The sequence below is a fragment of the Amycolatopsis sp. NPDC054798 genome, from assembly GCF_053611505.1.
On the sequence record NZ_JBSHAM010000024.1, the window covers coordinates 16,962 to 31,309 of the forward strand.

Annotated in this window: 17 protein-coding genes; 6 read left to right on the forward strand and 11 right to left on the reverse strand. The window is 69.7% G+C overall.

Annotated features, from left to right (window positions below; all coding sequences use genetic code 11):
- Positions 1 to 52 precede the first annotated feature (52 nt).
- The 4 genes from ACWGIC_RS17140 to ACWGIC_RS17155 are packed head-to-tail and all read left to right on the forward strand — an operon-like array spanning position 53 to position 2,661.
- On the forward strand, positions 53 to 646 hold the full coding sequence (locus ACWGIC_RS17140) for an NADPH-dependent FMN reductase (RefSeq protein WP_452076901.1): 594 nt from the start codon (positions 53 to 55) through the stop codon (positions 644 to 646).
- Positions 643 to 2,010, forward strand: coding sequence for a DHA2 family efflux MFS transporter permease subunit (locus ACWGIC_RS17145; RefSeq protein WP_452076902.1), 1,368 nt, complete (start codon positions 643 to 645; stop codon positions 2,008 to 2,010). Before ACWGIC_RS17140 ends, ACWGIC_RS17145 begins: the two co-directional genes overlap by 4 nt.
- 7 nt (positions 2,011 to 2,017) lie before the next feature.
- Positions 2,018 to 2,440 (forward strand): barstar family protein, encoded by a 423-nt coding sequence (locus ACWGIC_RS17150; protein ID WP_452076903.1) that lies wholly within the window; start codon positions 2,018 to 2,020, stop codon positions 2,438 to 2,440.
- Between the two features lie 5 nt (positions 2,441 to 2,445).
- The gene (locus tag ACWGIC_RS17155) at positions 2,446 to 2,661 is read left to right on the forward strand and encodes a DUF1737 domain-containing protein (protein WP_452076904.1); all 216 of its coding nucleotides are present in this window, start codon (positions 2,446 to 2,448) and stop codon (positions 2,659 to 2,661) included.
- Here the strand turns inward: ACWGIC_RS17155 and ACWGIC_RS17160 are convergent.
- Complete coding sequence (locus ACWGIC_RS17160; protein ID WP_452076905.1) at positions 2,627 to 4,393, reverse strand: MFS transporter; 1,767 nt, start codon at positions 4,391 to 4,393, stop codon at positions 2,627 to 2,629. The two genes, ACWGIC_RS17155 and ACWGIC_RS17160, sit on opposite strands and share 35 nt — an antisense overlap.
- 146 nt (positions 4,394 to 4,539) lie before the next feature.
- Positions 4,540 to 5,913, reverse strand: coding sequence for an FAD-binding oxidoreductase (locus ACWGIC_RS17165; RefSeq protein ID WP_452076906.1), 1,374 nt, complete (start codon positions 5,911 to 5,913; stop codon positions 4,540 to 4,542).
- A gap of 103 nt (positions 5,914 to 6,016) precedes the next feature.
- Between ACWGIC_RS17165 and ACWGIC_RS17170 the strand changes: the two genes are divergently transcribed.
- Both ACWGIC_RS17170 and ACWGIC_RS17175 read left to right on the forward strand, forming a co-directional pair.
- Positions 6,017 to 6,259 (forward strand): hypothetical protein, encoded by a 243-nt coding sequence (locus ACWGIC_RS17170; protein ID WP_452076907.1) that lies wholly within the window; start codon positions 6,017 to 6,019, stop codon positions 6,257 to 6,259.
- 40 nt (positions 6,260 to 6,299) lie between these two features.
- Entirely contained in the window at positions 6,300 to 6,794 is a 495-nt protein-coding gene (locus tag ACWGIC_RS17175; RefSeq protein WP_452076908.1) for a MarR family transcriptional regulator, read from the forward strand.
- Between the two features lie 58 nt (positions 6,795 to 6,852).
- Here the strand turns inward: ACWGIC_RS17175 and ACWGIC_RS17180 are convergent, their stop codons facing one another.
- The 9 genes from ACWGIC_RS17180 to ACWGIC_RS17220 all read right to left on the reverse strand — a co-directional run bounded on the left by ACWGIC_RS17180 (position 6,853) and on the right by ACWGIC_RS17220 (position 14,311).
- Complete coding sequence (locus tag ACWGIC_RS17180) at positions 6,853 to 7,431, reverse strand: class F sortase (protein ID WP_452076909.1); 579 nt, start codon at positions 7,429 to 7,431, stop codon at positions 6,853 to 6,855.
- Positions 7,428 to 8,261, reverse strand: a complete 834-nt coding sequence (locus ACWGIC_RS17185; RefSeq protein ID WP_452076910.1) for a choice-of-anchor P family protein — start codon at positions 8,259 to 8,261, stop codon at positions 7,428 to 7,430. Before ACWGIC_RS17185 ends, ACWGIC_RS17180 begins: the two co-directional genes overlap by 4 nt.
- A 539-nt stretch (positions 8,262 to 8,800) precedes the next feature.
- Positions 8,801 to 9,805 (reverse strand): NBR1-Ig-like domain-containing protein, encoded by a 1,005-nt coding sequence (locus tag ACWGIC_RS17190; protein ID WP_452076911.1) that lies wholly within the window; start codon positions 9,803 to 9,805, stop codon positions 8,801 to 8,803.
- 83 nt (positions 9,806 to 9,888) lie between these two features.
- Entirely contained in the window at positions 9,889 to 10,251 is a 363-nt protein-coding gene (locus ACWGIC_RS17195) for a hypothetical protein (RefSeq protein WP_452076912.1), read from the reverse strand.
- A gap of 147 nt (positions 10,252 to 10,398) precedes the next feature.
- Positions 10,399 to 10,629, reverse strand: a complete 231-nt coding sequence (locus ACWGIC_RS17200; protein ID WP_452076913.1) for a hypothetical protein — start codon at positions 10,627 to 10,629, stop codon at positions 10,399 to 10,401.
- 27 nt (positions 10,630 to 10,656) lie between these two features.
- Entirely contained in the window at positions 10,657 to 11,115 is a 459-nt protein-coding gene (locus tag ACWGIC_RS17205; RefSeq protein ID WP_452076914.1) for a GreA/GreB family elongation factor, read from the reverse strand.
- A gap of 81 nt (positions 11,116 to 11,196) precedes the next feature.
- Positions 11,197 to 11,373 (reverse strand): hypothetical protein, encoded by a 177-nt coding sequence (locus ACWGIC_RS17210; protein ID WP_452076915.1) that lies wholly within the window; start codon positions 11,371 to 11,373, stop codon positions 11,197 to 11,199.
- A gap of 7 nt (positions 11,374 to 11,380) precedes the next feature.
- The gene (locus ACWGIC_RS17215; RefSeq protein WP_452076916.1) at positions 11,381 to 12,643 is read right to left on the reverse strand and encodes an NAD(P)/FAD-dependent oxidoreductase; all 1,263 of its coding nucleotides are present in this window, start codon (positions 12,641 to 12,643) and stop codon (positions 11,381 to 11,383) included.
- A 144-nt stretch (positions 12,644 to 12,787) separates the two neighbouring features.
- The gene (locus ACWGIC_RS17220; RefSeq protein WP_452076917.1) at positions 12,788 to 14,311 is read right to left on the reverse strand and encodes a PucR family transcriptional regulator; all 1,524 of its coding nucleotides are present in this window, start codon (positions 14,309 to 14,311) and stop codon (positions 12,788 to 12,790) included.
- Positions 14,312 to 14,348 lie beyond the last annotated feature (37 nt).

Here is a 14,348-nt window from a genome sequence, read left to right on the forward strand (position 1 = left end):
CGAAGTACAACGAGCGTTGCAAAAACTACAACGAGCGTTGTACCTTCGGGGCATGACTTCTCCGCTTCGCCTCGCCGTCATCTCCGGAAGCACCCGACCCGGCCGCCGGGCGACCCAGGTCTCCGAATGGACTCGCGCCCGCGCCGCCGCTCATCTCGGCGACCGGGCCGAGGTGCGGGTCCTCGACCTCGCCGAGATCGACCTGCCGTTCCTCGACGAACCGATGCCCGCCGCGATCGGCAGCTACCGCAACGACCACACCCGGCGCTGGGCGCGGCTGGTCGACAGCTTCGACGGCTTCGTGTTCGTGACGCCCGAGTACAACCACTCCATGCCCGCGGCGCTCAAAAACGCCATCGACTTCCTGTTTTCCGAATGGTCCGACAAGGCCGCCGGTTTCGTCAGCTACGGAACGAACGGCGGCACCCGCGCGGTGGAACACCTGCGGCTCACGCTCGCCGAGGTGAAAGTCGCCTGCGTGCGTTCCCAAGTCGCGCTGGGCTTGTTCACCGACTTCGACATCCCCGACATGGCCGAGCCCGGCACGTTCGCCCCCGCCGAGCACCACAAGGGCATCCTGACGCGGATGCTGGACGAACTTGTCGACTGGTCGACCGCACTGCGCACGCTGCGGATCTCGCAGTGACCACCACCTCCGCCCCCATCGACCGCGCAACGTGGCGGATCTGCTGGATCATCGTGTTCGGCGCGTTCGCGAGCGGACTCGACGCGTCCGTGGTGACGATCGGCCTCGACTCGATCAGCAGCGACCTGGGCGCGGATCTCTCGGTGACGCAATGGGTCGCGAGCGGCTACCTGCTCGCGCTCGCCCTGTCGCTCCCCTTGACCGGTTGGCTGGCACGACGATTCGGCGCCGGGCGAGTATGGCTCGTCGCGCTGGCGGCGTTCACCGTGACGTCTGGGTTGTGCGCGGTCGCCCCGGACGTCGGGCTGCTCATCGCTTTCCGCTTCCTGCAAGGATTGGCGGGAGGCATCCTGATCCCGGCCGGGCAAACCGTTCTGGGACAACAGGTCGGCGCGGCACGGCTGGGCCGGGTGATGGCTACGCTCGGAATCGCGGTGAGCGTCGCGCCCGCGCTCGGCCCGCTCGCCGGAGGACTGATCCTGCACGGTCTTTCGTGGCCGTGGCTGTTCCTGATCAACCTGCCGATCGGGGCGGTCGGCCTGTTTCTCGGTCTCCGATACGTGCCACGCGGGACGCCTGAGCCCACTGGCCGGATCGACTTCTTCGGCCTGGCACTGATCGCCGCCGGGTTGCCGTTGGTTCTGTACGTCGTCACCACATGGGGCGACACCGGACGGCTTGACTGGGTAATTCTGTTTCCTGGCCTCGTATTGCTGGTGTGGTTCGTGCTGCGGTGCCGTCGGCATCCGCGTCCGCTGCTGGACTTTTCCTTGTATCGCAACCGGCTTTACCGGGCGGCGAGTCTGGCCGCCGCTTTCAACGGTGCGCTGATCTTTGGCAGCGGGATCGTCGTGACGCTGTACTTCCAGCTGGGGCGGCACCTGGATTTCGTTGGCACTGGGCTGAGTTTGCTCGGCTTCGCCGGTGCCACGGCGGCGATCGCGCCGGTGACCGGGCGGGCGGTGGATCGGTACGGCGCCGCGCCGGTTGCGTTGGCGGGTGCGGTGCTGGCGGTGGTGAGCACGGTGCCGTTCGTGTTCCTGCCGGTGGATGCGCCTGGGGTGGCGGTGCAGGTTTTGCTGGCGGGGTTCGGTGCCTCGGTGGCTTTGGTGAGCATGCCGATGGGGATCGCGGCGTACAAGACTGTTGAGCCGTCACAGCTTCCGGACGCTGCCGCACAGGTGACGATCCTGCTGCGGGTGGGCGGATCGCTGGGGGGTGCGGTGTTCGCGGTGCTGATCGCTGGACGGTTGCCGGATGTCGATACGGCGTTCCGGATGGGGTTTTCGGCGATCTGTGTCGGGGCGGTGGGGGCGTTGGGGACGGCGTGGATGGTGGCTCGCGCTTCCCGGGCATTACGCTGACGCGGCTATGGACGAGATCAAGCCGGGACTGTCGGTCTTCGCCGAAATCGATCTTGGCGAGTTGACGGACAAGGCGAATCGCGAGGGATACCGCGTGCTGGTCCTGTCGGACGTCGGCCCGGACAAGAAGTCCTTCTTCGACCAGGTGGAAACGCAGCTGCCGACGGACCCTCCGCTGGGGAAATTCAACGTCTGGGACGCCCTCGAAGACTCCCTCTGGGAGGGCCTGCGCTGCCTCCCGGAGCACAAACTGCTTCTGGTTTGGCCCGATAGCAAGGAGTTCGCCGAGAACTCCCCGGAAGAGTTCGCCATCGCCCTGTCAGTATTCAAGGGCCTCGCCGACATCCCGATGCCCCTGGAAGACTCGCCGGAACCGCGGAAATCCGTGGCGATCTTCGTAGCCGCCACCGCAGCCACCCTGAAATCATGACCCCTATGAGCACACCCCCAGACGGTCTCCCCGCCTACCGAGTCCTCACCGGCCCCGACGACGCCGCCTTCTGCCGCCGGGTCAGCGAAGCCCTCGCGCTCGGCTACCGCCTGCACGAGGGGCCCGCGCTGACCTTCAACGGCGAAACCGTCATCGTCGCCCAAGCCGTGCTCTGGCCGGAAGCCGCTACCGGTCGCTCCGCGGAGAAACCAGTTCGCTAGGCCCGCCACCGGATTCCCCGGCCACCGCGGCCAATTCCTCGCCCACCGACTCCGACGACTTCTTCGTGTCCTTCGTCAGCACCGACGCGACTGCACCGATCAGGCACACCACGATCGCGAAGCCGAACGCCACCGCGAGGCCGTCCTGGAACGGGCCCGAGATGAGGTTCGGGAAGAAGCTCCGTCCGGTCAGGAAGCTCGCCTGGTCCGCGGGCAGGTGCGCGAGCTGGCCGCCCAGTAGCTGCTGGATCGGGTTGTAGCCGAGGAATGCCGCGAACAGCACCGCCACCGCCGGCAGGTGCGCGACCTGTTGCGCGGCCGCCTCGGGGACGCCGTGCTGGGTCAGGCCCTGCGACATCGCGATCGGCAGGTGATCCGACAGACCGGCGATGATCAAACTGAAGAAGAAGCCGATCGACAGCACCATCGCCGCGTTCTGGAAGGTCGTCATCATGCCCGCGCCGGAACCGCGCGCGTCGGCGGGGAGGCTGTTCATCACCTCGGCCCGGTTCGGCGAGGAGAACATGCCCATGCCGATGCCGTTGAGCAGCAGGATCCCGGCGAACGCCCAGTAGTCGAAGTTCACCGGCAGCAGCGTCAGCAACAGGAACGTGAGCGCGGTGATGACCAGGCCGCCGGAGGCGAGCGCGCGGCTGCCGATCCGGTCGGACAGGATGCCGGACGTCGGCGCGGCCACCAGGAAGCCGATGGTCAGCGGCAGCATGTAGATCCCGGCCCACAGCGGCGTCTGCTCGAACGTGAAACCGTGCTGCGGCAACCAGATTCCCTGCAGCCAGATGATCAGCACGAACTGCAGCCCGCCTCGGCCGAGCGACGCCGTGAGGTTCGCCAGGTTGCCCCAGCTGAACGAGCGGATCCGGAACAGCGACAGCCGGAACAGCGGGTTGGGCACCTTCGTCTCGATCACCACGAACGCGATCAGCACCGCGGCCCCGCCGATCAGGCAGGACAGCACCATCGGGCTCCCCCAGCCGGTCTGCGAAGTGCCGTACGGCTGGATGCCGTAGGTGATCCCCACCAGCACCGCGACAAGGCCGACGGCGAAGGTGATGTTGCCCCACCAGTCCATTTTCGCGTGCTGGCGGACGCCGGTGTCGTGCAGTTTGAGGTAGGCCCACACCGTGCCGATCACGCCGAACGGCACCGACACCAGGAAAATCAGGTTCCAGTTCACCGGCGCGAGCACGCCGCCGACCACGAGGCCGAGGAACGAGCCCGCGATGGCCGCGACGCCGTTCATGCCGAGCGCGAGACCGCGCTGGTTGGCCGGGAAGGCGTCGGTGAGGATGGCCGACGAGTTCGCCATCAGGAACGCGCCGCCGACGCCCTGCACGATCCGCCAGCCGATCAGCCACAGCGCGGCCGCGTCGCCGTCGAACCAGGTGATCGCGAGCATGATCGAGGAAACGGTGAACACCGCGAAGCCGAGGTTGTACATCCTGGCCCGGCCGTACATGTCGCCGAGCCTGCCGAACGCCACCACCAGCACCGCGGTGACCACCAGGAAGCCCATGATCATCCACAGCAGATAGCTGGTGTTCGACGGCTCCAGCGGGTTGATGCCGATGCCCTTGAAGATGTCGGGCAGCGCGATCAGCACGATCGACGAGTTGATCGTCGCGATCAGCATCCCGAGCGTCGTGTTGGACAGCGCGATCCACTTGTACCGCGGACCGAGTTCCGCGATCGAATACGTCCTGCGCTCCGCCACTGTCGAAAACCTCTCTCCCGGCCGTTCCCTTAGCTAGGCTAAGCAAGTTGCTTGCGGTAGGCAACCAACCAAGGAAAACGACTGGGAGACAAGGGTCACAAACGCGTGACTATCCTTTGTGGACTGTTTACTTTCACCCGGCCGAGTTACCGCTGCGCGGGGCCGCCGACGACCTTTCCCGGATTGAGAATCCCGTGCGGGTCCAGCGCGTTTTTGACCGCGTGGTGCAGGTCGAGGACGGCCGGGCCCAGCTCGCGGGCCAGGCCGGGCCGCTTCAGCAGGCCGACGCCGTGCTCGCCGGTCACCGTTCCGCCGAGTTCGAGCGCGTCGGCGACGATGTCGTCGAACGCCGCTTGCGCGCGGCGCTGCGCGTCGTCGTCCCCGCTCGGCGTGATCAGGAGCGGATGCAGATTTCCGTCGCCGATATGCGCGATATTGGCGATTTGCGTGTCGTGCCGTTGTGCGGCCGCGTCAATGCGGGCGAGCATTTCCGGGACCAGATGCGTCGGCACGCAGACGTCCTCGGTGAGCACCGGGCCGAGCCGTTCGAGCGCGGGGTACGCCAGCCTCCGCGCGGCGAACAGGGCATCCGCCTCCGCCTCGTCGGTCGATTGCGCGGCCCAGGTCGCACCCGCCTTTTCGAAGCACTCCACCATCGCCGCGGCCTCGTGCCCGCCCGGCACGTCGCTGCGACCCAGCAGCACCACGTTCGCGTCCGCGGACAAGCCCATGTTCTTCCAGGCGTCCACCGCGGCCAGGCAATGCCGGTCCACCAGTTCCAGCGCCGAGGGCACGATCCCGGCCGCGCGGATCGCCGCCGCGGCCTCCCCCGCCGCGACCGTCGAGTCGAAGTAACCGGCGACGGTCGCCTCCGGCGCGCGTTTCGCCCGCAGCCGCACGGTGATTTCGGTGATGACGCCGAGCGTTCCCTCCGAGCCGACCATCAGCCCGGCGAGGTCGTACCCGGCCACGCCCTTCGCGGTGCGGCGGCCGAGCCGGACGAGTTCGCCGGTGCCGGTGACGACCTGCAGCCCGAGCACGTAGTCGCGGGTCACGCCGTACTTCACGCAGCAGACGCCGCCCGCGTTCGTCGCGACGTTGCCGCCGATCGTCGACCACGGCGAACTGGCCGGGTCCGGCGGGTACCAGAGGCCGTGCTTCGCGCAGGCCTCGCGGAGATCGTCGTTGACCACGCCGGGTTCGACCACGGCGAGCCGTTCCACCGGGTCGATCTCCTTGATCTTGGTCATCCGGTCGGTGGCCAGCACGACGCATCCGGACAGCGCGTTCGCCCCGCCGGACAACCCGGTCCCCGCGCCGCGCGGGACCACCGGCGTGCCGTGCTTGATGCACTGCCGCACGGTCGCCTGCACCTCGTCCGCGGTGCGCGGGCGGACCAGGACCGCCGGTTCGCCGTACGGGGCCCACTCCGCCTCGTCGTGCGCGAAGCTGCGCAGCACGTCGGGGTCCCGCACGATCCGGTCGTCCGGCAGGACGGTGTGCAGGTCGTCGATCAGCATGGGGGCTCCCGCGTTCTCTGGTCCGCTTCTCCCCGCCAGGTTAGGTCGAAATCCGGGCGGCTCGTTCGACGTATCGGTGAGAGCGAGCTTCCAGGAGGCAGCCATGACCACCACCGTCACCCGCCGCGGGATCTCGATGCTGCGTGCCGTCGCCGCCGGGCGCGGAAGGCTGACCTGCAGCTGCGAGCCGGATCTGTTCGTGGACGGCCTGCCCTGCAGCGACCAGTTCACCGCGCACGCGCTGGCGCACGCCGGGCTGCTGCGCGCGGCGGAACCGGGGCCGCTCGGGCATCCGGTGCCCGCCGTGCTGACCCCGGCCGGGGAAGCGCTGCTCGCCGCCGCCTGACCCGGCTACGCTGACCAGCGAGAAACGGGAGGCGGGGCAGATGGCTTCCGGAGCATCCGGAACGGAGACGGCGCGGCGCAGGCGGCGCACGACGGTGGCGCTCAAGGAGTCGCTGCGGGAGCTGCGCAATCAGCTGTCGCTGCTGAACCACCAGGTCGGCGGGCGGCTGAAGCTCAAGGACGTCGACCTCGACTGCCTCGAACTGATCTCGTCGGCCGGGCCGCTGAGCCCGAGCGCGCTCGCCCGCCGCGCGGGCCTGCACCCGGCGACCGTGACCGGCATCCTCGACCGGCTGCAGCGCGGCGGATGGGTGGTGCGCGAACGGGATCCCGACGCGGCCGACCGGCGCGCGGTCACCGTCCGGGCGGTGCCGGGGCGCACGCAGGAACTGTTTCGCGTGTACGGCGGAATGAACGCGGCGATGGACGACCTGTGCGCCGGCTACACCGAAGACGAACTCGTGCTGATCGCCGGGTTCCTCCGCCGCACCGCCGAGGCGGGCCGGGCCGCGACCGACGAACTCTCCGGAGAATGACGGCAGGGCCCCGCCGCTTCGCCCGAGCGCGAAACGACGAGGCCCCGGTACCAGTCGCTCAGCTGTCGAGCGTGCCGTACACGATGATGTTGTCGAGATAGCTCTTCTTCTCGGGGTCGAACGCACCGCCGCAGGTGATCAGGCGGATCTGCGAATCGGCGGTGTTGCCGTACACGGCTTCGGTGGGGAACGTCTTCTTCGCGATCTGGTCCACCTTGGTCACCGTGAACGAGGCCGTCGACCCGTCCTTGCGCCCGATCATGACCTTGTCGCCCTTCTTCATCTCGTGCAGCCGCCAGAAAATGCCCTTCTGGTGGTTGCCGTCGATGTGGCCGAGGACGACCGCCGGCCCGATCTGGCCCGGTTTGGGGCCGAAGTGGTACCAGCCTGCCTGCAGCGGCTGGTCCACCGGCGGCACCTGGACGGTCTTGTCGTCGTTGAGGCCGAGCGGCACCAGCGACGAATGCGCGGAGATGCTGGGCACGTCGAGCGAGACCGGGTCCGCGACCTGCTGCGCGGCCGCCGCCGAACTCGCCGGGGCGGCGGGCGGGGTGTCCGCCGAACCGCAGCCGAGCAGGGCGAAGTTCGCGACGAAAGCCAGCAGGAGCGCGAAAAGCCCGAACCGGGAACGCGTCACCGGGCGGTCACCGCGGCCAGCGAGCCGTCGCCGGTCTCCGGCGCGCCGACCGGCACGACGGTCACCTGGCCGGGGCCTTCGGCGGGCGGGGTGCCCGGCTTGCCCGGCTCGGACGGCTTGGTGGGCTGCGTGGTCGGCGGGGTGGTCGGGTTGCCCGCGACCTTGGCGCAGGTGGCCGAGGCGAGCACGATGTCGCCCTTGCCGAGCGCGCCGGTGACGTCGCCGCCGAGAAGCTTGATGTGCAGCGCGTTGACGGTGAGGCTGCCGTCTGAGTGCTTGATCTGCTCGTTGACGATCAGCTGCAGCACGCCGTCGATGCCGAGCTTCTGGTTCGGCTTGGTCGACACCGGGAGCTTGCCGATCTTGCCGAGGTCGAGGCCGGCCAGCTCGGACGAGGCGGTGATGCCGTCCGGAGTGGACTTGCACTCGGAGCTGATCACGCGGGCCTTCGGGGTGGAACCGGCGAGCGGGGCGAGCACCGGGAGCGCGGCGTCGACGATCGAGGCCTTCGCGTCGACCGGGCCGTTGCTGCCGTTCTGCTTCGCGGAGCTGCTGATCACCTTCGCCGTGACCAGGCCCTTCAGCGGCACGTTCACCACCTCCGCGGACTCCGGGCCCGCCGTCGAGGACGGGGCGATCTTGCCGGTGTCGACGGTGATCCCCTTGTCGCCGAGCACGCCGGGCAGCAGCGAAACCGAGGCGGACGCGCCGTAAGCCGACCCGGCGGGAGCCTCGGCGGCGAGCGCCGGCGGGGCGACGGCGGCGGCGAGCAGAGCCAGCGCGGGCACGGCGACCGCGACGGTCCGTCCGCGCAGCAGGGCAGAACGCATGAATTGTCCTTCCGAACATCAAGAATGGAACCGCCGCACGGATCCCCGAATCCGCGCGTGACCGAGCACAACTGTCGGTCACCGGCAGAGCGCGACATTATCAAGACGCCCTGGAAACGCAAAGCAAGATCCGTCGCGCAGCGCGCCCGCCGGACGGTTCCCGTGACCACAATTATCGCAATTTCACCACTAAAGAGTGATGTAACGCGGCCTCTTCGCCGCGACTTTCTCACGCTGAGCTACCGGAACCACGGCCCCGATGGAGGATTGCCGCCTGGCCCACTCGGAGGAGTGATCCTGCGGAGGGTGAGATTCGGACACTCGCTGCGATGTGACCGCTACCGAGCCCGGCCGCGCATTCCCGGTTCGCCAATTCATCCCGGAACGGGCCCCGGCGCGGACGGAAAATGTCCACAATGGAATAACCCGGACGGAACGAGCGAACGGGGAAAAGGATACGTTTTTCCTGCCCGGGGCGATGACCAGCGGCAATGGGCGATTGTGGACAGTCCGAAAAGGACTCCGGCGCGCGTTCCCGGCTACTCGACGGTGACGGTGACCTGATAGAAAATCCCGGTCCGGTCCGGAAACACCAGCGCGCCCCGTGCGTCGGTCATCTTCCACAGCACGTGGCAGACCCCGGTTCCGGTCGGCGTCACCGGGACGCTCACCTCGCCCAGCTGTCCCGGCTCGGCGTCCGGGACCGGGACGCGCGGCGGGGACGGGCAGAGCACCGTGGTGCCGCCCGCGACCTTCAGATAGCGGCTGCGCCACGGCACCGAGCCAGTGTTCTTCAACCGCCAGATCTTCGTGAACGTCTGGCCGTAGCGGGCTTTCGCGCCGTCCGGGAAGGTGACGTCGCCAGGCAGGCCGTCGCCGCCGAAGCCGGACGCGTCGCCGGGCAGCGGGTAGTGCGGGGCGGCGGCTTCCTTGTCGCGAGCTGACGGGGTGGCCAGGACCACGACGGCGGCCACGAGCCCGAGAACGACCAGCACGGTCGCCGCGACGACGATCGAACCCCAGCGGCGGGGCTTGGCCGCCGCCGCTTCGGGACTGGAAGCGGGGGCCGCTTGAGCGTCGGCGGTCCGGCCGGTCGGCTCAGCTGAGGATTCCCGCTCCGGAGAAGGTTCTTCGCGCACCGGAGACGTCCAATACTCCGCGCCGGGACTTCCTGTCGGATCGGTCACACCGTCGGGCGAACCAGCTGAATCCGCCGACTCGACCGTCTCTTCCCAGCGGGCCAGCCACTCTCGCCGCACCGCTTCCTCGTCGCGGCCAAGGCCGTTCACCGCGAGGCTCCGGACGAACTCCCACGTCGTCGGCCAGGACGGGACGCTGCGCCCGCGCGTGGCGGCCGACAGAGCCGACTTCGACGCCGCCGCGCCGAGTTCGGTGCGCATGCGGTCGTAGGACGGGTCGCCCGCCTCCCGCTTCAGCTCCAGCAGAGCGCGGGCGAAACGGGCGACCGGGCCGGCGCCGGCGTCGGGCACGATGTGCTTGCGACCTCGGCGGGCCCGGGGCTGCCCGGCCGCGGGCTCGCTCATGACACCTCCCATGATCGACATCGACCCTTGGAGGTTGCCAGGCGGCCCGGGACGGCGCAGCCCCGGGATCACCGCGGCTCAGCTCAGAGCTTGCAGCCCTTCTGGATGCGCGCGACCGTGCGGTCCGCGCCGATGTGGAACTTCTTCTTTCCGCTGGTGCCGCCGTTGGTGGTCATGCACTGGACGCTCAGCGCGCCGTCCATGTCCTTCAGCACGATGCCCGCGGACACCTTGTGCGAGCAGTGGTTGTTGAAGTACACGGTGACGTTCGTCAAACCGTCGCCCCAGGAGTAGTTGGCCTTCTTCCCGGACGGCTTCGAGCACTTGATGCTCGCGGTGTGCTTGCCCTGCGCGCTCACCGTGTCCGCCGACGCCGCGGGCGCGGCGATCCCGGCAAGTGCGATCCCCAGCGCGGAGGCGGCCATCAGCGTCTTGCCGATCTTCATGGTGTCCCCTCGGACGAAATGGAATGGAGTACAGCCGGGAAATCCCGGTGCGCTCATCCCAGCGCGTCGTCCGTTTTGTCCTCAACCGCTGACTGTCCGCGGTCAAAGCGGGGTGTTGTCCACGCAGGTCAGCGAATTGTCCACGGCTCAGTCAGCTGGTCCGCGCAGTGTCAGGACCACGCGTAAGACGTGTTCGACAGCCGACTCGAACATCGCGGCGCGGAGTTCGCCGCGCGTCTCGAGGTTGCGCGCGGCGAAGTCGAGCATGCCCTCCGGCCCGGCCCGGCGAACGAGAAGCGCGGCGACCTCCTCGAGGTCGAGGCTCGGGTTGTCGAGCCGGGCGAGGGCGAACTCGATGATGAGCTCTTCGTCGGTCACCTTGTCAGGGTAATCACAAAACGGGGTTCAGCCGCGGCTCCGATAGCGCCCGTACGGATAAGCCTCGACCAGCGTGACGCGCACGACCGCGCCGCTGGGCACCTCGTACTCCCGCCGCTCCCCCGGCTTGGCGCCGTCCAGCGCCCGCCCGAGCGGCGAGTCCGGCGAGCAGACCTCGAGCCCGGCGCCGGACTCGTCGCGCGCGGCCAGCAGGAACGTTTCGGTCCCGCCGTCGTCGTAGCGGACGGTCAGGACCATGCCGGGCTCGGCGATCCCGTCGTCGGGCGGGTCCTCGCCGACGACGGCGTTCTGGAGCAGGTCCTGGAGCTGCCGCAGCCGCGCTTGCCGGTGCTGCCTGCGGTCGAGCCGGTCGTGTTCGCCCGCACCTTCGCCGAGATCGGGTTCGCGCTGCAGGGCGGCGAGTTCCGCGGCGAGGCGGGCGTGCGCGCCGGCGGTCAGCCAGGGGCGCGAAGAGGTCGTCGACATGAGGGGCGCCTTTCGGATGGTCGTCCGTGGGGGCCGGCCAAGGCGCCTGGCCCCCACGGACTTCGAGGAGTCCCGCGGCGGTCAGCGGGGCTCGGGCTCGGTGCGGCGGTCGAGCACGCCCGCGTCGGCGGCGAACCAGCCGGCGGCTTTCACCAGGATGTCCCTTTCGGTGCGCAGCAAGGCGTTCTCCGCGCGCAGGAACAGCAGCTCGGCGTGCTCGTCCGCGGTCAGCGGCGGACCGATGGGTTCGGCGGACACGCGCCCGTCACCGCAGCGGGTCGAACGGCCGCAGCGCTTCCGGCTGTTTTCCGGTGGCGATCTGCTCGGCGAGCAGCCGTCCGGTGATCGCGCCGTGGGACAGGCCCCACATGCCGTGCCCGCCCGCGACGTACATCCCCGGCGCGCCGGTCGCGCCGATCACCGGCCGCCCGTCGGCACTGACCGGGCGCGAGCCGACCCACGTGTCGGTGCGCTGGTCCCAGCGCAGGCCCTGGAGCAGCGGCCGGGCCGAGGCGACGATCGCGTCGACGCGCGCCGGGTACAGCGGGTCGTCGGGCTTGCGGAACTCCATCGTCCCGGCCACCCGCAGCCCTCCTCGGTACGGAGTGCACGCGACCCGGATATCCGGCAGGTACATCGGGCTCGGCACCGGCTCTTCGGTCGGAACGGTGAAGGAGTACCCGCGTCCGGCGCGCACCGGAACGCGCACGCCCCACTTGCGCGCCAGGTCGCCCAGCCACGCGCCGGTGGCGAGCACGACGGCGTTGGCGTTGACGGTCCGTCCGTTCGCCGAGCGCACGGTGTAGGCGTGTTCGTGCCGGTGGATCGCGGCGACCTCGAATCGGTGCCGGATCGTGCCGCCGCGGCCGACCACCGCGCGGGCCAGCGATTCGGCGAACCGGCCGGGGTCGACGTACCGCTGGCCGTCGATCCGGATGCCGGCTCCGATCCGGTCGGTGACCTGCGGGAAATGCTCGCGCAGCTCCGGTCCGGCGAGCTGGGTCCAGGACACCTTCTGCCCGGCGTCACCGAGCCGGTCCAGCTCCTTGATCAGCGTCTGAGCCTTCGCGGACGTCTCGAACAGGGCGGTGATCGGCGCGTCGACGGTCGGCGCGTCCACGCCGTTCGCGGTCAGAAGGTCAAACGCCTCAAGGCATTCGTCGTTGAACGGCAGGTTCGCGCGCACCGCCCGGGTCCACGACCGGTGGGTGCAGTTCGCCGCGAAGCGGGCGAGGAACCGCCACAGCCGAGGGTCCGGGCTGGCCGGGACGTGCAGCGGGGCCTGCCGGTCGAGCAGGGTGCGCAGGCCGTAGCGGAGGACGGCGGGTTCGTTGAGCGGGATCGACAATCCGGGCGAGAGCCAGCCCGCGTTGCCCCAGGACGAGCCCGCCGCGATGCCCTCGCGGTCGACGACGGTCACCCGCACCCCGTGCTCCTGCAGGAACCACGCGGTCGAGAGGCCGACGATGCCCGCGCCGACCACGATCGCCGAACGCGGTCCGCCGTCCCTGCGGTCGAGAGCGCCCATCTGTTCCTCCGCCGTGCCGCTGCTGGTGCTGGTGGTGCTGATGCGGCCAGGATGACCCGGATCCGGCGGGCGGTCTTTGTCGAGTCCGGCCAACCGGAGCGGGCCGGTTTGTCCGGATCGGTCAATCGGTCGAACCCGCGGCGGTCAATCCCGCGGATCGGCGACGGCCAGCTCGATGATCATCGCCAGCCGTTTCGCGGGCAGGTCGAGCCGCAGCGGCGTCACGTCGGCCATCTTTCGCAGCCGGTATCGGATGGTGTTGGGGTGCACGCCGAGCCGTTCGGCCGCTTCGGTGAGGTCGCCTTGGGTTTCGAGCCACGCGCGCAGGGTCGCGACGTAGCTGGTCGAGTTGGCCGCGTCGTGCCTGGCCAGGTCGGCGATGGGACCGCGCGCCGGGGCTCGGCCCGCAGCCGCGGCGGCGCGCAGGCGAAGGATCAGGATGTCGTCCCAGGACTCGTCGTACGCGACGGTCGCGCCGGGCTTCGGGCGGATGTCGTGCAGCGCGAGGCATTCGTCGGATTCGCGGCGGCTGGCGGGCAGTTCCGCAGTGGACGCGGGCGCCCCGATCCCCGCCGCGACCGTGACCTGCGCGGGCAACGCGTCGCGGATCCCGTCGATCCACGCCCGCGCGGTCTCGACGTCCTCACCGGGCAGAACGGTGTAGACGGTGTTGCTGAACAACGTGCTCCGGCCCGGCCGCGACCAGCCGAACCCGGTGGTCGCACGCTCGAACGCGAGCAGGAGCGCGGCGTGCCGTTCGTCGGCGATGTGCGCCTGGAGCGCGACCACCCGGAACCGGCCGGGCGGCAAACCGAGCCTGCTCAGCACGGCCGCCGCGTCCGGGGTGCCTTCCAGCAGCCGGATCACCAGGTCCGACTCGACCTGCCGTTCGAGGTCGGCGCTCGCCCGCGACCGCAGCAAATGCAGCCCGACCGTGCGGGAACTGTCGTGCAGGACGGTGCGCCGGACGTCCGGCAGCGGCTCCTCGCACTCCACCCAGATCGACCCGAGCGTCTCGCGCCCGGCCCGGACCGCGACGACCATGCGCCCGGTGAGCCCGTGCTCGGAATCGGCCTCGACGAACAACGGCTCGTCCGAGGTGGCGAGATGAGCGAACACGCCACGGCGCTCGAACAGTTCGCGCACCTCGTCCGGCACTCGCCGTCCGAGAATCGTCTCCAGCCGCACCCGGTCCGCTCCTTGCTGGCGGCTGGAGTACGCGAGCACTCGCGACAGCTGATCCTCGATGGTGACCGCGCTGCCGAGTGCGTCGGCGAGGCTGTCGGCCAGCGCGAACAGGTCGGTCGGCCCGCGTCCGGATTCCGTCTCGCGCCCTTCGAGCACCAGGCCGTAGACCACGCCCGCGAGCTGGCCCCACGACACTTCCGGGTCCACGAGCAGCACCGCGACCTGGCCGTCCTCCTCCGGCCCCGGCGGCGTCGTTCCCCGCACCAGCACGACCGATGCCCGCGCCGCGATAGCGCGTTCGACGGCATCCCGCACCGATTCGACGCCCACCGCGAGGTAAACGTCGCCGCGCAACTCGCGCGGGTCGGCGGGGTCGTCCATCACGACGTCCCGCAACGCGACCTCGCGCGAGACGGGACAGCAGCACAACCGCGCGCCGTATCCGCCGAGGACGTTGACGAGCCGATCCAGCGTGACCATGCCCTGTTCATACCTGACGCCGGGCGCGCGGAGCCGT